This window comes from Mesorhizobium sp. Cs1299R1N3 (genome assembly GCF_037179625.1).
Taxonomy (GTDB): domain Bacteria; phylum Pseudomonadota; class Alphaproteobacteria; order Rhizobiales; family Rhizobiaceae; genus Mesorhizobium; species Mesorhizobium salmacidum.
The window spans coordinates 267393-286773 of the sequence record NZ_JAPYKQ010000003.1 but is presented as its reverse complement, the minus strand read 5'-3'; the positions used below and the strand labels follow the sequence as shown (position 1 = coordinate 286773).

Below are 19381 nucleotides of genomic sequence, written 5' to 3'. Positions count from 1 at the left end.
AATTGCCAAGCTACATGACCTTGCGTCAGCAGCCCATGGCCGGCAGGCGGGGCGGCATCTCAATACCATCCGCAGCGCTCCGATCTTGTTGGAGCACCCTTGGGTGCAGGCTTGCCGGGCTCTCTATTTCGCTGGGGTCTGGCCGAAATCCGGCACGATGTGCGGAATGTCGTTGAGGCTATATCCCAGCCCGTGCGTCAAACCGTAGAAAGTGCCCATCAGGATCGCCGTCGCGACGGTGGTGCGGATCACGGCACGCAACATATGCGGCCCGCGCGGCGCGCTCGCAACCGTGCCCAGCGTCACGTCGTGATCGTCATCCTGCGTCTTGACGCTGAACGGCAGAACGGCAAACAGCACCACCCACCAGGTCGCGAAAAACAGGGCGGTGAACGAGACCCAGCTCATGATTGCTCCAATTCGATCAGCGTACCGAAGAAATCCTTCGGATGCAGGAACAACACCGGCTTGCCATGCGCACCTGACTTGGGATTGCCGTCGCCAAGCACGCGGGCGCCGGCGGCCTTGAGTTGGTCGCGCGCGGCCAGGATATCGTCGACCTCGTAGCAGAGATGATGCATGCCGCCCGATGGGTTCTTCGCCAGGAATGCCGTGATCGGCGAGTTCTCGCCGAGCGGCTCCAGCAATTCGATCTTGGTGTTGTCGACATTGACGAACACCACGGTGACGCCATGCTCCGGCAAAGCCTGCGGCTCGGTCACTTCGGCGCCGAGTGTGTTGCGGTAAGCGGCAATGGCGGCAGTCAAATCCGGCACCGCAAGCGCGACATGGTTCAGCCGTCCGAGCATGGCGAGCTTTTTTCTCCCAGGTCCAAGGTTGGCGTCATACGTCAAATCAACCGAGACCGACAGCCTTTCACGAGGCGCGCACTGTCGCACCTGTTGCAAACGACATCAGCGAAGTACAAACGGCGATGTCCGGAATCAGCCCTGCCCGCGCCCGCGTGTTCACCTTCGATCTCGGATCGTTCAAAGTTGCCGCCCTGCTCGACGCCGTCGATATCAGAGACAAGCTTGCATCGGCCTTCGCGGCCGGACAGCCGCCGGCGGCCGTGCACGAACTCGCGGTCTCGAACTTCATCGACCAGGATCGCTACGAGCATTGCTTCATCCCGACGCTGGTCGACACCGGTTCCGAAAAGATCCTGTTCGACACTGGCTGCGGAGATGAAGACAGTTCACTCCTGGACTGTCTGCAAGCCCTTGGGCTCGGCCCCGATGACATCGATGTGGTGGTCATCACGCACGGGCATCCGGACCACATTGGCGGGCTTGTCCGGAACGGCGAACCGGTTTTCAGCCAGGCGCGCTATGTATTCGGCGCGGCGGAATTCGCCTTCTGGACCGAAGGAGATGCGGTGCGCGCGGCCAGGTTGGCCAACCGTGATCTCTTCAGGCGGATCTGCACCGGACTGGCCGATCGCGCGACATTCATAGCGCCTGGAGACGAAGTGGTGCCGGGCATCACTGCCATCGATGCAGCCGGTCACTCACCCGGGCTTTTGGCCTTCCTTGTCGAAAGCGACGGGCAGCAATTGCTGATCTGGTCGGACGCTTTCCTGCACTATGTCGTATCCATCCAGCGTCCGGAGTGGCATGCCGATTTCGACGACGACAAGGAAAGGGCAATCGAGACCCGCAAGCGGCTGCTGAGGATGGCTTCAGAGCGGCGCCTGCTCGTTGCAGGTCATCACATGCCGTTTCCGGGCCTGGGCTATGTCGGGCAGACAGGCGGGTCCTTTCGCTGGATTCCGGTCAGCTATCAGTTGAACGTCTGACCAGCCCCTGCCCCTCTCAACGGGTTACGAAAACAGTCACCAGCGGTTTCTTGCCCCAGGCTTCGTTGGCCGCGCCGCGCACCGCGCGCCGCACCGCCTCCTGCACCAGGTCGAGATCTTTGCGGCGCTGACGGGGGATCGAATCGACCGCGCCGACGGCCGCATCAATCATCAGGTCCTCGAGCGTCTCGCCACGGGCATCGGCCTCGGCGACGCCGATTGCGACCAGATCGGGATCGCCGGCCAGTTCATACTTATCGTCGAGAACGACATTGACCGCGACATGACCGGCAAAGGACAATTTGCGCCGGTCGCGAATACCCATCGCCTGGTCGGTGCCGATCAGATTGCCGTCCTTGTAGACGCGGCCGAACGGCACCTGGTCGATGATGGTCGCGGGACCTGGCGCGAGCCGCAGCATGTCGCCGTCGCGCACCTGCGCCACCTGGCCGATGCCCGACATCGACATCAGCGAACCCTGGGCCACCAGATGCGCGGCCTCGCCATGCACGGGAACGCCGATCTGCGGACGCACCCATTCATACATCTTGCGCAGTTCGCTGCGCCGGGGATGGCCGGAGACATGCACCAGCGCATCGCCGTCCTCGATGATCTTGATGCCGAGATCGATCAGGCGGTTCTTGATTTCGAGGATCGCCTTCTCGTTGCCGGGAATGGTGCGCGAAGAAAACACCACCGTGTCGCCCGCCGTCAGCGACACCGATTTCATCTCGTCGCGCGACAGTTTCGCCAGCGCCGCCAGCGGCTCGCCCTGGCTGCCGGTGCAGATGATGACAAGGTTCTCGCGCGGGATGAAACCGAAATCCTCCTCGGCGATGAACTCCGGCAGACCGTCCATGTAGCCAAGCTCGTCAGCGACATCGATGACGCGCTTCAGCGAGCGGCCGAGCACCAGGCACTGGCGGCCGGCATCGCGTGCTGCCCTGGCGATCGAGACGATACGTCCGACATTGGAGGAAAAAGTGGTGACGGCGACGCGGCCCTTGGCGGCCTGGATGACACCTTTCAGGCCCTCGCCCACGGCCACTTCCGAGGGTGAATCGCCTTCGCGCAGCGCGTTGGTCGAATCGCAGATCAGCGCCAGCACGCCCTTGTCGCCATAGGCGCGGAAACGCGCCTCATCGGTCTTGGGTCCGATCGTCGGTTCCGGATCGATCTTCCAGTCGCCGGTATGGATGACGGTGCCGGCCGGCGAGGTGATCGCCAGCGACATCGGCTCGGGAATGGAATGCGCCACCGGAATGGCTTCGATTTCGAAGGGACCGACGGTGAACTTTTCGCCGGCCCGGTAGATCGACAGCAGGATCTTCGGTGCGCCCTGCTCGCCCTGCCGCTTGGCTTCCAGCAGCCCGGCGCTGAATGGCGTCATCCAGACCGGCGCCTTCAGCTTCGGCCAGGTGTCGAGCAGCGCACCGTAATGGTCCTCATGCGCGTGGGTGATGATGATGCCGCGCAAATTGGCGAGGTTCTCCTCGATAAAGCGCGTGTCGGGCAGGATCAGGTCGACGCCCGGATGCGCCGCGTCGGGAAAGGTGACACCGACATCGATGACGATCCACTCGCGCGCGCTCGGCGGGCCGTAGCCGTAGAGAGCGAAGTTCATGCCGATCTCGCCGACGCCGCCAAGCGGCACGAAGACGAGTTCGGCGTTGTCCGCTTTCGCCATGATTTTTCCCTTCCTGGCCCTCAGGCCAAGCCGTTAAAGCAATTCCAGCAAAAGTGTCTAACCGTTTTCAGCCCGGAATTGCTCAAAAACAAAACTATACCCGCGCGGACGCGACCGCGCCGAAATGCACATCTCCGGCGGCGACCGTCAAAACGGCTCCCTCATCGTCGCGGATCACGAAACGGCAGTCCTCGTCAATGGTCTCGAACACGCCACGCACCACATTGCCGTCAATTCTGACAGCAACCTCGCCGCCAAGGCCCGCGGCGCGGGTAAGCCAACGCTTCCGGATGGCGGCAAGGCCACGCCCTTCGTCCCAAAGGCGGGCATTCTCGCTCCAGGCATCCGACAGCGCCAGAAACAGCGTTTCGGCATCGCAAGCCGCGCCCAACGCATGAAGCGATGTCGCGGGATACGGCAAATCCTGCGGGTGCGCCACCACGTTGACGCCGATGCCCACCGCCACCGCGAAACGGCCACCATCAAGCATCGCCGACTCCAAGAGGATGCCGGCGAGCTTGGCCCCGGAGGCGAGCACGTCGTTCGGCCATTTCAGCTCGAAGCGGTTCCGTCCCTGGCTCGCGCCGTCGATGCCTATCGCGATGCGGCTCTTCGGCACCACCGCGTCGAGCGCGTCGGCCAGCGCCAGCCCGGCGACAAAGCCGAGCGTCGCGGCAAGGCGAAGCTCGCCGGCGGTGATGACAAGCAGCGTCGCCGCCAGATTGCCCTCCGGCGTTGCCCAGGCACGGCCACGCCGGCCGCGCCCGCTTTCCTGCTTCTTGGAAAGGACCCAGAGCTTACCCGGGTCGCCCGCCCGGGCATGGTCCAGCGCCAGCGCGTTGGTGGAGCCGACACTGTCATGCGCTTCGAGCCGGAACCCTTCCGACGCCGAGGTTGGAGCCAGCCGAAATGCCATCCCGTCAGAAAAATGTCTTGGCGGCGGCTTCGGCATAGGTGCCGATCGGCCCGCCGATCAGCACATAGAACAGCACGAACGCGCCACTGACGCCGAGCACGACACGCAATTCGCTGGCCATCGGCACGAAGCCGCCGACCGGCTCATCGAACCACATGATCTTGATGATGCGCAGATAATAGTAGGCGCCCACCACCGAGGCCAGCACGCCGATAATCGCCAGCGCATAGAGATTGGCATTGATGGCGGCGAGGAAGACGTACCATTTTCCCCAGAAGCCGGCGAGCGGCGGAATGCCGGCCAGCGAGAACATCAGGATGGTCAGGATCGTCGCCATCACCGGGTTGGTCGACGACAGGCCGGCGAGATCGCTGATCTGCTCGACATTGCCTTCCTTGCGCCGCATGGCGAGGATGAAGGCGAAGGTGCCGAGCGTCATCACCAGGTAGATCAGCATATAGATGGCGACACCGCGCACGCCGGCCTGGCTGTTGGCGGCGAGGCCGACCAGCGCGTAGCCCATATGGCCGATCGAGGAATAGGCCATCAGCCGCTTGATGTTGGTCTGGCCGATGGCGGCGAACGCGCCAAGCGCCATCGAGGCGATCGAGATGAAGACGATGATCTGCTGCCAGTCGGAAGCGATCGGCTTGAACGCGCCCATGGTGACGCGCACGATCAGCGCCATCGCCGCCATTTTCGGCGCTGCCGCCAGGAAGGCCGTCACCGGTGTCGGCGCACCTTCATAGACGTCTGGCGTCCACATGTGGAACGGCACCGCCGAGATCTTGAAGGCAAGCCCGGCCAGCACGAAGACGAGGCCGACGACGAGGCCAAGCTGGCGCTCGCCGCCGCCAAGCGCGGTGGCGATCTCCTGGAAACCGGTGTTGCCGGTGTAACCGTAGACCAGGCTGATACCGTAGAGCAGCATGCCCGAGGACAGCGCGCCGAGGACGAAATATTTCAGGCCGGCCTCGGTCGAACGCAGATTGTCGCGGTTGATCGCCGCCAGCACGTAGATTGCCAGAGACTGCAGTTCGAGGCCGAGATAGAGCCCGATCATGCCGTTGGCCGAGATCATCAGCATCATGCCGAGCGTGCAAAGCAGGATCAGCACCGGATATTCGAACTTGTCGAAACGCTCCGCCTTGGCAAAGCGCATCGACATGATGAGCGTCACCGCAGAACCGACCAGCGCCAGCACTTTCATGAAGCGGGAGAAGGAATCCTGGATGAAGGCATTGCCATAGGCGGTGCCCTGCCCGGCGTGGAAGATCAGCCAGGCGCCTGCGATCACCAGCACGGCGACGGCAAGGCCGGTCACCGTATTGGCGGTGTTGGAACGCGAATAGGCCCCGACCATCAGCAGCGCGAGCGCGCCGATGGCAAGGATCAGTTCGGGCGTCGAGAGCGACAGGCTGGAGAGAAGGTCCGGCGTCATGGTTCGCAAAACCCCTGGGTCAGTTCGCCGCCGCGGTCTGCGCGGCGCCGATGGATGCGGTGACATTGGTGACGAGCGACTTGACCGATTGGGCCGTCGCGTCGAAGACGGGTGCGGGATAGACGCCGAAGAAGATGACCAGCACGACCAGCGGATAGATGATCGCCTTCTCGCGGGTCGACAGATCGAGCAGTCCCTTCAGGCTGTCCTTGGTCAGTGCGCCGAAGATCACCCGGCGATAGAGCCAAAGCGCGTAGGCGGCCGACAGGATGACGCCGGTGGCGGCGAAGAACGCCACCCAGGTGTTGACGCGGAACACGCCGAGCATGGTCAGGAACTCGCCGACGAAGCCTGACGTACCAGGCAGGCCGACATTGGCCATGGTGAAGATCATGAACACGGTGGCGTATTTCGGCATGTTGTTGACGAGGCCGCCATAGGCGGCGATCTCGCGGGTATGCATGCGGTCATAGATGACGCCGACGCACAGGAACAGCGCGCCCGAGACCAGGCCGTGGCTGAGCATCTGGAAGATCGCGCCTTGGACGCCTTCCTGGTTCATGGCGAAGATGCCCATGGTGACGAAGCCCATATGGGCGACCGAGGAATAGGCGATCAGCTTCTTCATGTCCTCCTGCATCAGCGCCACCAGCGAGGTGTAGATGATGGCGACGACCGACAGCGTGAACACCAGCGGCGCGAACATCTCGGACGCCAGCGGGAACATCGGCAGGGAGAAGCGCAGGAAGCCGTACCCGCCCATTTTCAAGAGGATGGCGGCCAGGATGACCGAGCCTGCCGTTGGCGCCTCGACATGCGCATCGGGCAGCCAGGTATGTACCGGCCACATCGGCATCTTCACCGCGAAGGAGGCGAAGAAGGCGAGCCACAACCAGGTCTGCATGTTGGCCGGGAAGTTGTGCGTCAAAAGCGTCGGGATGTCGGTGGTGCCGGACTGGAAGAACATCGCCATGATGGCGAGCAGCATCAGCACCGAGCCGGCCAGCGTATAGAGGAAGAATTTGAACGAGGCGTAGACGCGCCGCTTGCCGCCCCACACGCCGATGATGATGAACATCGGGATCAGGCCGGCTTCGAAGAAGACGTAGAACAGCACGATGTCCAACGCGCAGAACACGCCGATCATCAGCGTTTCCAGAAGCAGGAAGGCGATCATGTAGGCCTTGACGCGCTTCTCGATCGCTTCCCACGACGCCAGGATGCAAAGCGGCATCAGGAAGGTCGTCAGGATGACGAACAGCATGGAAATGCCGTCGACGCCCAAATGATAGGAAATGCCGGAGTCGAGCCAGGCGACCTTTTCGACGAACTGGAAGCCGGCCTGCGAATTGTCGAAGCCGGTCCAGATCAACAGCGACACCAGGAAGGTGAATGCCGTGGTTATCAACGCAATGGCGCGAATGTTGCGGCGCGCGTTTTCGCTGTCATCGTTGATGAACAGGATCAGCAGCACACCAACCAGCGGCAGGAAGGTGACCAGCGAGAGGATTGGCCAGGCGGTCATCAGAGCATCATCCAGGTGACGAGTGCGGCAACGCCGATCAGCATGGCGAAGGCATAGTGGTAGAGATAGCCGGTCTGCAGCTTGACGACGCGGTTGGTGACATCGACGACGCGCGCCGAAATGCCGTCCGGCCCGAGCCCATCGATGATGGTTCCGTCACCGGTCTTCCACAGGAAGGAACCGAGACGCTTGGCCGGCCGCACGAACAGGAAGTCGTAAAGCTCGTCGAAATACCACTTGTTGAGCAGGAAGGCGTAGAGCCCGCGATGCTGGGCAGCGAGATTCCTCGGCATTTCCGGCGACCGAATGTAGAACTGCCAGGCCACCGCGAGCCCGATCAGCATGGCGATGAAGGGCGAGAGCTCGACCCACAGCGGCAATTCGTGGATCTCGTGCAGGATGTGGTTGTCCGCCAGCGTGAACAGCGACGCCTTCCAGAATTCGGCATAGCCCTCGCCGATGAAGGCGCCGTGGAAGATGATGCCGGCAAACAAAGCGCCGGCCGCCAGGATGAACAGCGGCACCAGCATCACCGGCGGTGATTCATGGACGTGATGCATCACCTCGTGGCTCGCCCGCGGCTCGCCATGGAAGGTCATGAAGATCAGCCGCCAGGAGTAGAAGGAGGTGAAGCCGGCGGCGATGACCAGCGCCACGAAGGCCAGCCCCGCGACCGAATTGTGCCCGGCAAAGGCCGTCTCGATGATGGCGTCCTTGGAGAAGAAGCCGGCGGTGCCGATGACGGTCACCGGAATGCCGACGCCGGTCAGCGCCAGCGTGCCGATCACCATCATCCAGTAGGTGGTCGGGATCAGCTTCCGCAAGCCACCCATCTTGCGCATGTCCTGCTCATCGGAGACGGCATGGATGACCGAGCCCGAGCCAAGGAACAGCAGCGCCTTGAAGAAGGCGTGCGTGAACAGGTGGAAGATCGCCGCGCCATAGGCGCCGACGCCGAGCGCCACGAACATGTAGCCGAGCTGCGAGCAGGTCGAATAGGCGATGACGCGCTTGATGTCGTTCTGGACCAGGCCGACGGTCGCCGCGAAGAAGGCGGTGAAGGCACCGATGAAGGTCACCACCGTCAGCGCCGAATGCGACAATTCGAACAGCGGCGAAAGCCGCGCCAGCATGAACACGCCGGCGGTTACCATGGTGGCGGCATGGATGAGCGCCGACACTGGGGTCGGGCCTTCCATGGCGTCCGGCAGCCAGGTGTGCAGCGGCACCTGCGCCGACTTGCCCATGGCGCCCATGAACAGCAGCAGGCAAACGACGGTCATCGCCGCCTGCTTGTCCAGCGCATGGCCGAGGAAGGTGAGCACGGCGGCACCCTGCGGCGCGCCTTCAGCAGGAATGAACGTCGCCGCATTGGCGAAGATCGTGCCGAGGTTGACCGAGCCGAACAGCACGAACAGGCCGAAAATGCCGAGCGCGAAGCCGAAATCGCCAACGCGGTTGACGACGAACGCCTTGATGGCGGCGGCATTGGCCGACGGCTTCTTGTACCAGAAGCCGATCAGCAGGTAGGACGCCAGGCCCACCCCTTCCCAACCGAAGAACATCTGCACGAGGTTGTCGGCCGTCACCAGCATCAGCATGGCGAAGGTGAACAGCGACAGATAGGCGAAGAAGCGCGGCCGGTTCGGATCGTGGTGCATGTAGCCGATCGAATAGATGTGAACCAGCGCCGACACGGTGTTGACCACCACCAGCATCACCACTGTCAGCGTGTCGATCCGCAGCGCCCAGGAGACGTCCAGGCCGCCGGACTGGATCCAGTGCAGCACCGGCACGGTGAACACTTCGCCATGTCCGAAACCGACGCTGAAGAAGGCGACCCATGACAGCACGGCCGCGATCACCAGGAAGCCGGAGGTGATGTATTCGGATGCCTTGGCACCGAGCGACGTGCCGAACAGGCCGACGATCAGGAAGCCGAGCAGTGGAAGGAAGACGATGGCCTGATACATGGTGGTTCCGTCAACCCTTCATGGCGTTCACGTCTTCGACCGCGATCGAGCCGCGGTTGCGGAAGAAGACGACAAGAATGGCAAGTCCGATTGCGGCTTCAGCCGCTGCGACCGTCAGCACGAACAGCGCGAACACCTGGCCGACCAGATCGCCGAGCGCCGCCGAAAAGGCGACGAAGTTGATATTGACGGCGAGCAGGATCAATTCGATCGACATCAGGATGACGATGATGTTGCGGCGGTTGAGGAAGATGCCGAACACGCCGAGCGTGAACAGGATCGCCGATACGGCCAGATAATGTGCGATGCCGACGACCATCTCAGACTCCTTCGCCCGACTTGACCTTGCGGATTTCCATGCCGGTCGCCGGCGTGCGGCCGACCTGGGCTGCGATCGACTGCCGCTTGACCCCTTCCTTGTGGCGTAGCGTCAGGACGATGGCGCCGATCATGGCGACCAGCAGGATGAGGCCTGAAATCTGGAAGTAGTAGAGGTAGTCGGTATAGAGGATGTCGCCGAGCGCTGCCGTGTTCGAGCGCGCGGCGAGATCCGGAATGGGCTTTGCGACCGTCGAGGCGAGCTTCGGCGCGAAGGTGTAGCCGCCCAGCACGACGATCAGCTCCGCCGCCAGGATCAGCCCGACCATCGCACCGATCGGCGCGTATTGCAGGGCTCCTTCCTTCATCTCGGCGAAGTCGACGTCGAGCATCATGACGACGAACAGGAACAGCACCATGACGGCGCCGACATAGACGACGAGCAGGATCATCGCCAGGAACTCGGCGCCGGTGAGCATGAACAGGCCGGCCGCGTTGAAGAAGGTCAGGATCAGGAACAGCACCGAATGCACGGGGTTGCGCGACGAAATGACCATGAACGCCGATGCCACCGCGACAAAGGCGAAGAGGTAGAAAAAGGCCGCCTCTAGTCCACTCAGCATTGGGGATCCCCCGGGTTCCTGTCGAAACAGGACAATCGTCCTGTTCGCTATCTCTGGCTTCGTACCGCTTCCGGTACCGAAGCCGCGTTGTCCTATCGCATGTTCCGATCGGGTTGAAATACCCGATCGAAAGAAACATGCGACACTTTTGTCTTCCGGAGGATGATCTTGTCCGAAAAGTCCGCAACTTTTCGGGATCATCCTCTAGACGAGGCCCCTCGCCCCGTCCATGCGTCAAATGTCAGCGATAGGGCGCATCCAGCGAGATGTTGCGCGCCAGTTCGCGCTCCCACCGGTCGCCATTCGCCAGCAGCCTGTCCTTGTCGTAGTAGAGTTCCTCGCGCGTCTCCGTCGCGAATTCGAAATTCGGCCCCTCGACGATGGCGTCGACCGGGCAGGCTTCCTGGCAGAAGCCGCAATAGATGCACTTCACCATGTCGATGTCGTAACGCACCGTGCGGCGCGTGCCGTCATTGCGGCGCGGGCCGGCCTCGATGGTGATCGCCTGCGCCGGGCAGATCGCCTCGCACAGCTTGCAGGCGATGCAGCGTTCCTCGCCATTGGGATAGCGGCGCAGCGCATGCTCGCCCCGGAAGCGCGGACTGATCGGCCCCTTCTCGTGCGGATAGTTGATCGTCTCCTTCGGCGCGAAGAACTGGCGCATCGACAGGAAGAAGGCGCTGACGAAATCCTGCAGCAGCAGCGATTTTGCGGCTTGAGACAAAGCGGACATCACGCAAACCCCGTGATCTTGAGGAAGGCCGCCGTGGCGACGACCATGAACAGCGAGATCGGCAGGAACACTTTCCAGCCCAGCCGCATCAGCTGGTCGTAGCGGTAGCGCGGCACGAAGGCCTTCACCATCGAGATGCCGAAGAACACGAAGCAGACCTTCAGCACGAACCAGATCACGCCGGGCACCCAGGTGAAAGGCGCGAAGTCGAAGGGCGGCAGCCAGCCGCCGAGGAACAGGATGGTGGCCAGCGCGCACATCAGCACGATGGCGACATATTCACCGAGGAAGAACAGCAGGAACGGCGTCGACGAGTATTCGACCATGTGGCCGGCGACCAGCTCCGATTCGGCTTCGACCAGATCGAAGGGCGGACGGTTCGTCTCGGCCAGCGCCGAGATGAAGAAGATGATGAACATCGGGAACAGCGCCAGCCAGTTCCAGTCGAGGAACGTGTTGGGCAGGCCAAGCCGCGTACCGAGCCCACCCTGCTGCGACAGCACGATATCGCTGAGGTTGAGCGAACCGGCGGTGAGCAGCACGGTGACGATGACGAAGCCGATCGAGACTTCATAGGACACCATCTGCGCGGCCGACCGCAGCGCGCCGAGGAACGGATATTTCGAGTTGGACGCCCAGCCGCCCATGATCACGCCGTAGACCTCGAGCGACGAGATGGCGAAGACATAGAGGATGCCGACATTGACGTTGGCGATCGCCCAACCCTGGCTGACCGGAATGACCGCCCAGGCCGAGATCGCCAGCACGGCCGAGACCAGCGGCGCCAGCAGGAAGACGCCCTTATTGGCGCCGGACGGAATGACCGGTTCCTTGAAGACGAACTTCAACAAATCGGCGAAGGCCTGCAGCGTGCCCCAGGGGCCGACGACGTTCGGGCCACGGCGCAACTGCACGGCCGCCCAGATCTTGCGATCGGCGTAGAGGATGTAGGCGACGAAGATCAGCAGCACGACGATCAGCACGACTGACTTCAGCAGGATCAGCAGCGCCGGCAGCACGTAGAAGGAGAAGAAGGTGTCCATGCTTATTCCGCCGCCTGCTTGAAGCCGCTCTTGGCCAGTGCCGAGCATTCCGCCATCACGGCCGATGCCCGCGCGATCGGATTGGTCAGGTAGAAATCCTTGACCGGCGAGGTGAAGGTGCCCTTGTTCAGCCGTCCGCCTAGCTTCGCGACCCTGGCGATGTCTTCGGCATTACCAGCCGCGACCTGGTCGATGCGGGCGAGATGCGGGTATTCGCCATAAAGCTTGGCACGCAGTTGCGGCAGCGAATCGAACGGCAGTTTCTTGCCCAGCACGTCGGACAGTGCCCTGAGGATCGCCCAATCCTCGCGCGCATCGCCCGGCGCGAAGCCGGCACGGTTGGTCTGCTGCACGCGCCCTTCCGTGTTGACATAGGTGGCCGACTTTTCGGTATAGGCGGCCGCCGGCAGGATGACATTGGCGCGGTGCGCGCCGGCGTCGCCATGCGTGCCGACATAGACGACGAAGGCGCCGCCGGTCTTGCTCATGTCGATCTCGTCGGCACCAAGCAGGAACAGCACATCCGTCTCGCCCAGCATGCCGGCAACGGCCTTGCCGCCCTCGCCCGGCACGAAACCGAGGTCGAGGCCGCCAACGCGCGCGGCTGCAGTGTGCAGCACGGCAAAGCCGTTCCAGTCGGCGCGGGCAGCATTCACGGCAGCGGCGAGCCTGGCCGCCTGGCCGAGCACGGCCGCGCCATCGGCGCGCGCCAGCGCACCCTGGCCCACTATGATCAGCGGGTGCGTCGCCTTCTTCAGCGTCTGGAAGAACTTGCCGTTGCCATCCGCCAGATCCTTCAGCGAGTCCGGTCCGGCGCCCAGCTGTTCGTAGTCATAGCGCGTATCGCCGACATCGCCGATGACGCCGACCGGCAGATTGCCCAGGCGCCAGCGCTTGCGGATGCGGGCATTGAGCACCGAAGCCTCGAAGCGCGGATTGGCGCCGATGATCAGCACCGCGTCCGCCTGCTCGATGCCTTCGATGGTCGGGTTGAAGATATAGCTGGCGCGTCCGAGCGCCGGATCGAGCGCGGCGCCATCCTGGCGGCAATCGATGTTCTTCGAACCGAGCGAAGCCATCAAAAGCTTCAGCGCAAAGATTTCCTCGACCGCCGCGAGATCGCCCGCGATAGCGCCGATCTTCTCAGGCGTCGTCTTCGACACCGCGTCCTTGATCGATGCGAACGCTTCGGCCCAGCTCGCCGGAACCAGCTTGCCGTCCTTGCGCACATAGGGGCGGTCGAGGCGCTGCGTGCGCAGGCCGTCCCAAATGAAGCGGGTCTTGTCGGAAATCCATTCCTCGTTCACGGCCTCGTTGACGCGCGGCAGGATGCGCATCACTTCGCGCCCACGGCTATCGACGCGGATCGCCGAGCCGACGGCATCCATGACGTCGATGGATTCGGTCTTGGTCAGCTCCCACGGCCGCGCCTGGAAGGCGAAAGGCTTCGAGGTCAGCGCGCCGACCGGGCAGAGATCGATGACATTGCCCTGCAGTTCCGAGGTCATTGCCTGCTCGAGATAGGTAGTGATCTCGGCATCCTCGCCACGGCCGATCAGGCCAAGTTCGGAAATACCGGCTACCTCGGTGGTGAAGCGGACGCAACGCGTGCAGTGGATGCAGCGGTTCATCACCGTCTTGACCAGCGGGCCGATATACTTGTCTTCCACCGCGCGCTTGTTCTCGTGGTAGCGGGAGGAATCGACGCCGAAGGCCATCGCCTGGTCCTGCAGGTCGCACTCGCCGCCCTGGTCGCAGATCGGGCAATCCAGCGGGTGGTTGATCAGCAGGAATTCCATCACGCCTTCCCGGGCCTTCTTGACCATGGGCGTGTTGGTGAAGATTTCCGGCGGCTCGCCGTTCGGACCGGGGCGCAGGTCGCGCACGCCCATGGCGCAGGAGGCCTGCGGCTTGGGCGGCCCGCCCTTCACCTCGATCAGGCACATGCGGCAATTGCCGGCGATCGACAGCCGCTCGTGGAAGCAGAAGCGCGGCACTTCCGCGCCCGCGTCCTCGGCCGCCTGCAGCAGCGTGTAATGGTCGGGTACAGTGATTTCTTTCCCGTCGACCTTGAGCTTTGCCATTCGTCTCAAACCCCTGCGGATTTCCCGCAATCTCATTTCCCGGGCGCGACAGAAGCAGCGCCCGACATTCCGTTTACTTCTTGGCGGCCAGCGCCGCGGCCTGGGCAGTCCAGCCGTCGCGGCCGATACGGCCGTTGAACGACAGATAATCGTCGACCCAGGCGATCTCTTGCGGCGACCATGCGGCGATCTGGGCGAACGTCCAGATACCGAGGCCGTTCAGCACTTTTTCCAGCTTCGGACCGATGCCCGATATCGCCTTGAGGTCCGACGGCCTCGCCGGCTTCGCCATGGCTTTGGGCTGACGGAAATCCTCGGGCAGCAGCACATCGGCGGCCTCGCTTGTTGCCGGAGCGGCATTCGCGGTCGGCGCGATGATGGCGGCTTCCCTGGCTGCGATATCGGTGACTTCCTGGGCGAAGGACTGCGCCTCGGCAATCATGGTCTTCGCCGTCGCCCGCGCCCTGGTGGACGACGAGTTCGCGTCCTCGAATTGCTCGACGCGTGCTTCGAAATCGTCGATCAGCGGCTGCATGAGGCGCTGTGACGCCTCGGCGGCTCCCGAAAGCGCACCCATCCAGACGCCGAACGCATGATTGGCGAGCCCCATGCCAAGCGCCGACATCGCCACCGCACCCGCGACAGGGTGCGCGAAAAGGTTGACGGCGTTGGCCATCTCCTTCGGCAGCATCCTGGTCAGGTCTTGGTTCATCTTCTCGATCTGGTCCAAATTGGGCATCAATGGGTAGGGTGTCGAATACGGCGCCATAGAGTTCTCCTGGTCGATTCTTCGTTCGTCCCGCCCCGTTTTCTTCCCAAGTTCAAAAGTTTCTTTTTATTCCGCCGCCACCATCACCGGTTCGGCCCGGTGCGCGTTGCGCGAAAATTCGTCGATGCGCCGCTCCACCTCGCCACGGAAATGCCGCATCAGGCCCTGGATCGGCCATGCCGCCGCATCGCCCAGCGCGCAGATCGTGTGGCCCTCGACCTGCTTGGTGACGTCGAGCAGCATGTCGATCTCGCGCTTCTGCGCCTCGCCGCGCACCAGCCGCTCCATCACCCGCCACATCCAGCCGGTGCCCTCGCGGCACGGCGTGCACTGGCCGCAGCTTTCATGCTTGTAGAAGTAGGAAAGCCGCGCGATCGCCTTCACGACATCGGTCGACTTGTCCATGACGATGACGGCCGCCGTGCCGAGGCCGGATTTGAGATCGCGCAACGCGTCGAAATCCATCGGCGTGTCGATGATCTGCTCCGCCGGCACCAGCGGCACCGAGGCGCCGCCCGGAATGACCGCGAGCAGATTGTCCCAGCCGCCGCGGATGCCGCCGCAATGCGTCTCGATCAGTTCGCGGAACGGGATCGACATCGCTTCTTCGACGGTGCACGGATTGTTGACGTGGCCGGAGACGCAGAACAGCTTGGTACCGACATTGTTGGGCCGGCCGAAGGACGAGAACCACGCAGCTCCGCGGCGCAGGATGGTCGGTGCCACCGCGATCGATTCCACATTGTTGACCGTCGTGGGGCAACCATAAAGGCCGACATTGGCCGGGAATGGCGGCTTCAGCCGGGGCTGGCCCTTCTTGCCTTCGAGGCTTTCCAGCAGCGCCGTTTCCTCGCCGCAAATATAGGCGCCGGCGCCGTGATGCATATAGATTTCGAAATCATAGCCCGACGTATTGTTCTTGCCGATCAGCTTGGCCTCGTAAGCCTCCTCGATCGCCCGCTGCAGCACCTCGCGCTCGCGGATGAATTCGCCGCGTACATAGATGTAGGCGGCAATCGCGCCCATGGCGAAGCCGGCCAGGAACGCGCCTTCGACCAGCGTGTGCGGGTCGTTGCGCAGGATATCGCGGTCCTTGCAGGTGCCGGGCTCGGATTCGTCGGCGTTGATGACGAGATAGCTCGGCCGGCCGTCGCTCTGCTTGGGCATGAACGACCATTTCAGCCCGGTCGGAAAGCCGGCCCCGCCGCGTCCGCGCAGGCCCGACGCCTTCATCTCGTTGACGATCCACTCACGCCCCTTGGCGACGATGCCGGGCGTGTTGTCCCAGGCACCGCGCGCCATGGCACCAGCCAGCGACTTGTCGAAGAGGCCGTAGATATTGGTGAAGATGCGGTCTTTGTCCTGAAGCATTTTTCGTCCCTCAGACCGGCTTCTTGCCGAAGACGCGGATGTATTCGGCGACGCCGCCCTTGGCGAGCGCCTTGGCTTGGCGGACCCAGTCGTCGCGGTCGATGCGGCCCTGGAAGGAGAGATAGCCGTCGACCCACTCTCGTTCGGCCTTCTTCCACGACGCGACCTGCGCGAAGGTGAAGATGCCCAGCGTGTGCAGGATACCCTCGATCTTCGGACCGACCCCGGAGATCAACTTGAGATCGTCGACCGCGGCCGGCCTGTCGATACCGGCCGGACGGTTCTTGTCCTCCAGCGATGGTTTTGCCGGCTTTGCGACTGGCACCTTGGCTTCCGGCGCCTTGAAGGCCGATGCCGGTTCGGCCCTGACCGTCGGTCCACTGCGCTGCTTGGAGACCTTCTCCACTTCCGGCGCCGCTTTGTTGGCATTGGCGGCCGAATGCAGCGGCGCAGAAACGCTCGCCGCCTTCTCCGTCGCCGGCGCCACCTTGGCCTTTGAAGGCGTCTTCAACGCCGGGCTGGTCTCAGGCGCGTCGGTCTTCGGCTTGCTGGCATTGGACGGCGCGACAGGGGCGGCAGGAGCACCAGCCGCCGGTGGCGGCACCGGCGCCGCGATGATCGCGCCGGGTGCTGCCTTGGCAGCCTTGGCTGCTTCCCGGGCCTCCCGGTCGCGGGTCGACTTGAGGATCGCCTTTTCGCTCTTCAGCGTCGTCAAACCGGAGGCCGGCTCCGAGCCTGTACGGCCATTCTGCGGTCCGGGCGCCACCGAGGCCCCCTTGCCGGCATCATAGAGATCGATGATTTCGGCCAGACGCTCGGGTGTCAGATCCTCGAACGTGTCCTTGAACACCATGACCATCGGCGCGTTGACGCAGGCGCCGAGGCACTCCACCTCCTCCCACGACAAGGTGCCCTTGTCATTGGTGTGGAACTGGTCGTGGTGGATTTTCGAGCGGCACACATCCATCAGCGCTTCCGAGCCGCGCAGCATGCACGGCGTGGTGCCGCAAACCTGGATGTGCGCGCGGGTACCAACGGGATTCAATTGATACTGCGTGTAGAAGGTCGCGACCTCGAGCCCGCGGATGCGAGGCATGTCGAGCATGTCGGAGATGGTCTCGATTGCCGCTTTGGTGACCCAGCCTTCCTGCTCCTGCGCAAGCATCAAAAGCGGAATGATCGCCGACTGCTCGCGGCCCTTGGGATACTTCTTGATCCATTGCTTGGCAGCCGCCGCGTTCGCCCGGTTGAAGGCGAAGGAGGCTGGCTGGACGCTGGCTTCTGCGAGACGGCGGACTGACATTTAGCGATCGACCTCACCAAACACGATGTCGAGGGAGCCAAGAACGGCGGTGACGTCGGCCAGCAGGTGGCCGCGGCAGAGGAAATCCATGGCTTGCAGATGCGCGAAACCAGGTGCGCGCAGCTTGCAGCGGTAGGGCTTGTTGGTGCCGTCGGAGACCAGATAGACGCCGAACTCGCCCTTCGGCGCCTCGACCGCCGCATAGACCTCGCCGGCCGGCACGCGATAGCCTTCGGTGTAGAGCTTGAAGTGATGGATGAGCGCTTCCATCGAACGCTTCATCGCGGCACGCTTGGGCGGCACCACCTTGCCGTCGAGGTTCGACACCGGACCGGTGCTCTCCTTGCCGAGCAGCAGGTCGACGCATTGGCGCATGATCCGCGCCGATTGGCGCATTTCTTCCATGCGCAGGAGATAACGGTCGAAGCAGTCGCCGTTCTTGCCGATCGGGATGTCGAAATCCATTTCCGAATAGCATTCATAGGGCTGCGACTTGCGCAGGTCCCAAGGCGAACCCGAGCCGCGCACCATGACGCCCGAAAAGCCCCAGGCCCAGGCGTCGGCCAGCGAAACAATGCCGATATCGACATTGCGCTGCTTGAAGATGCGGTTGCCGGTGAGCAGCTTGTCGAGGTCATCGAGCGATTTCAGGAACGGGTCGATCCACTTGCCGATGTCCTCGACCAGTTGGCGCGGCAGGTCCTGGTGGACGCCGCCGGGACGGAAATAGGCCGCATGCATGCGCGAGCCGGAGGCCCGCTCATAAAACACCATCAGCTTTTCGCGCTCGACGAAACCCCACAGCGGCGGCGTCAGAGCGCCGACGTCCATCGCCTGCGTCGTCACATTGAGGATGTGCGACATGATGCGGCCGATTTCGCAATAGAGCACGCGGATCAGCTGGCCGCGCCTCGGCACCTCGATGCCGAGCAGGCGCTCGGCGGCGAGCGCGAAGGCATGCTCCTGGTTCATCGGGGCGCAATAGTCGAGCCGATCGAGATAAGGCACCGCCTGCAGATAGGTCTTGGCCTCGATCAGCTTTTCCGTACCACGATGCAGCAGGCCGATATGCGGATCGACGCGGTCGACGACTTCGCCGTCGAGTTCGAGAACCAACCTCAAAACACCATGCGCCGCAGGGTGTTGAGGGCCGAAATTGATGTTGAAATTGCGGACGGAGGTTTCAGCCATTTACTGCTTTGCCTTCTCATCCCCGGGCAGCACATAGTCGGTGCCTTCCCACGGGGAAAGAAAATCGAAATTGCGGAATTCCTGCTTGAGCTCGACCGGCTCATAGATCACGCGCTTGGCCTCGTCGTCGTAGCGCACTTCGACGAAACCGGTCAGCGGGAAATCCTTGCGCAGCGGATGGCCTTCGAACCCGTAATCGGTCAGCAGGCGGCGCAGGTCGGGGTGGCCTGAGAACAGCACGCCATAGAGATCGTAGGTCTCGCGCTCGAACCAGTCGGCGCCTGGATAAACGCCGGTGATCGACGGCACCATCGTCTCTTCGTCGGCCTGCACCTTGACCCGGATGCGGACATTCTGTTTCGGCGACAGCAGATGGTAGACGACGTCGAAGCGCTTGGCCCGCGACGGATAGTCGGCGCCGCAGACATCGATGATCGAGATGAACTGGCAGCGCGCATCGTCGCGCAGGAAGGTCATCACTTCGACCAGATCGCGCGGCTCGACATTGATGGAGAGCTCGCCATAGGCGAGCACCGCGTCATTGACGCGGCCGATCAGCTTCTCGCCGAGATAGGTCGACAGTTCGCTAAGGGATGCGGCCATGGA

18 protein-coding genes are annotated in these 19381 nt (G+C 63.0%); 1 reads left to right on the top strand and 17 read right to left on the bottom strand.

The window, feature by feature from the left end; translation table 11 throughout:
* Positions 1 to 123: 123 nt before the first annotated feature.
* Entirely contained in the window at positions 124 to 408 is a 285-nt protein-coding gene (locus O7B34_RS09900) for a DUF1467 family protein (RefSeq protein WP_027145280.1), read from the bottom strand.
* Entirely contained in the window at positions 405 to 809 is a 405-nt protein-coding gene (gene mce, locus O7B34_RS09895) for a methylmalonyl-CoA epimerase (RefSeq protein ID WP_337145875.1), read from the bottom strand. Before mce ends, O7B34_RS09900 begins: the two co-directional genes overlap by 4 nt.
* A gap of 125 nt (positions 810 to 934) precedes the next feature.
* Here mce and O7B34_RS09890 point away from each other — a divergent pair, with 125 nt between their 5' ends.
* On the top strand, positions 935 to 1798 hold the full coding sequence (locus O7B34_RS09890) for an MBL fold metallo-hydrolase (protein ID WP_337145873.1): 864 nt from the start codon (positions 935 to 937) through the stop codon (positions 1796 to 1798).
* A gap of 16 nt (positions 1799 to 1814) precedes the next feature.
* On the opposite strand, the gene O7B34_RS09885 is transcribed toward O7B34_RS09890, so the two are convergent.
* From O7B34_RS09885 to O7B34_RS09815, 15 genes are all read right to left on the bottom strand, one after another.
* Positions 1815 to 3485, bottom strand: coding sequence for a ribonuclease J (locus O7B34_RS09885; RefSeq protein ID WP_337145872.1), 1671 nt, complete (start codon positions 3483 to 3485; stop codon positions 1815 to 1817).
* 94 nt (positions 3486 to 3579) lie between these two features.
* On the bottom strand, positions 3580 to 4401 hold the full coding sequence (locus O7B34_RS09880; protein ID WP_337145871.1) for a biotin--[acetyl-CoA-carboxylase] ligase: 822 nt from the start codon (positions 4399 to 4401) through the stop codon (positions 3580 to 3582).
* A gap of 4 nt (positions 4402 to 4405) precedes the next feature.
* Positions 4406 to 5842, bottom strand: a complete 1437-nt coding sequence (nuoN, locus tag O7B34_RS09875) for an NADH-quinone oxidoreductase subunit NuoN (RefSeq protein WP_337141688.1) — start codon at positions 5840 to 5842, stop codon at positions 4406 to 4408.
* A 19-nt stretch (positions 5843 to 5861) separates the two neighbouring features.
* Positions 5862 to 7367 carry an NADH-quinone oxidoreductase subunit M gene (locus O7B34_RS09870; RefSeq protein WP_337145870.1) on the bottom strand — a complete coding sequence of 502 codons (1506 nt, stop codon included), beginning with the start codon at positions 7365 to 7367 and terminating at the stop codon, positions 5862 to 5864.
* A complete protein-coding gene (gene nuoL, locus O7B34_RS09865) occupies positions 7367 to 9340 on the bottom strand; it encodes an NADH-quinone oxidoreductase subunit L (RefSeq protein ID WP_140502567.1) in 1974 nt (657 codons plus the stop codon). Before nuoL ends, O7B34_RS09870 begins: the two co-directional genes overlap by 1 nt.
* Positions 9341 to 9350: 10 nt before the next feature.
* Complete coding sequence (gene nuoK, locus O7B34_RS09860) at positions 9351 to 9659, bottom strand: NADH-quinone oxidoreductase subunit NuoK (RefSeq protein WP_027145288.1); 309 nt, start codon at positions 9657 to 9659, stop codon at positions 9351 to 9353.
* A gap of 1 nt (position 9660) precedes the next feature.
* Positions 9661 to 10281, bottom strand: a complete 621-nt coding sequence (locus O7B34_RS09855; protein ID WP_027145289.1) for an NADH-quinone oxidoreductase subunit J — start codon at positions 10279 to 10281, stop codon at positions 9661 to 9663.
* Between the two features lie 241 nt (positions 10282 to 10522).
* The gene (gene nuoI / locus O7B34_RS09850) at positions 10523 to 11014 is read right to left on the bottom strand and encodes an NADH-quinone oxidoreductase subunit NuoI (protein ID WP_027025978.1); all 492 of its coding nucleotides are present in this window, start codon (positions 11012 to 11014) and stop codon (positions 10523 to 10525) included.
* The gene (gene nuoH / locus O7B34_RS09845; RefSeq protein WP_023763315.1) at positions 11014 to 12057 is read right to left on the bottom strand and encodes an NADH-quinone oxidoreductase subunit NuoH; all 1044 of its coding nucleotides are present in this window, start codon (positions 12055 to 12057) and stop codon (positions 11014 to 11016) included. The genes nuoI and nuoH overlap by 1 nt, the downstream gene beginning before the upstream one ends.
* A gap of 2 nt (positions 12058 to 12059) precedes the next feature.
* Positions 12060 to 14141, bottom strand: coding sequence for an NADH-quinone oxidoreductase subunit NuoG (nuoG, locus tag O7B34_RS09840; protein WP_337145869.1), 2082 nt, complete (start codon positions 14139 to 14141; stop codon positions 12060 to 12062).
* A 73-nt stretch (positions 14142 to 14214) separates the two neighbouring features.
* Positions 14215 to 14910 carry an NADH-ubiquinone dehydrogenase gene (locus O7B34_RS09835; RefSeq protein WP_337145868.1) on the bottom strand — a complete coding sequence of 232 codons (696 nt, stop codon included), beginning with the start codon at positions 14908 to 14910 and terminating at the stop codon, positions 14215 to 14217.
* Between the two features lie 66 nt (positions 14911 to 14976).
* The gene (nuoF, locus tag O7B34_RS09830; protein ID WP_337145867.1) at positions 14977 to 16281 is read right to left on the bottom strand and encodes an NADH-quinone oxidoreductase subunit NuoF; all 1305 of its coding nucleotides are present in this window, start codon (positions 16279 to 16281) and stop codon (positions 14977 to 14979) included.
* Positions 16282 to 16291: 10 nt separating this feature from the next.
* Complete coding sequence (locus tag O7B34_RS09825) at positions 16292 to 17584, bottom strand: NADH-quinone oxidoreductase subunit E (RefSeq protein ID WP_337145866.1); 1293 nt, start codon at positions 17582 to 17584, stop codon at positions 16292 to 16294.
* Positions 17585 to 18775 carry an NADH-quinone oxidoreductase subunit D gene (locus tag O7B34_RS09820; RefSeq protein WP_027145294.1) on the bottom strand — a complete coding sequence of 397 codons (1191 nt, stop codon included), beginning with the start codon at positions 18773 to 18775 and terminating at the stop codon, positions 17585 to 17587.
* Positions 18776 to 19378, bottom strand: a complete 603-nt coding sequence (locus tag O7B34_RS09815; protein ID WP_027145295.1) for an NADH-quinone oxidoreductase subunit C — start codon at positions 19376 to 19378, stop codon at positions 18776 to 18778. It lies immediately after the preceding gene.
* Between the last annotated feature and the right edge of the window lie 3 nt (positions 19379 to 19381).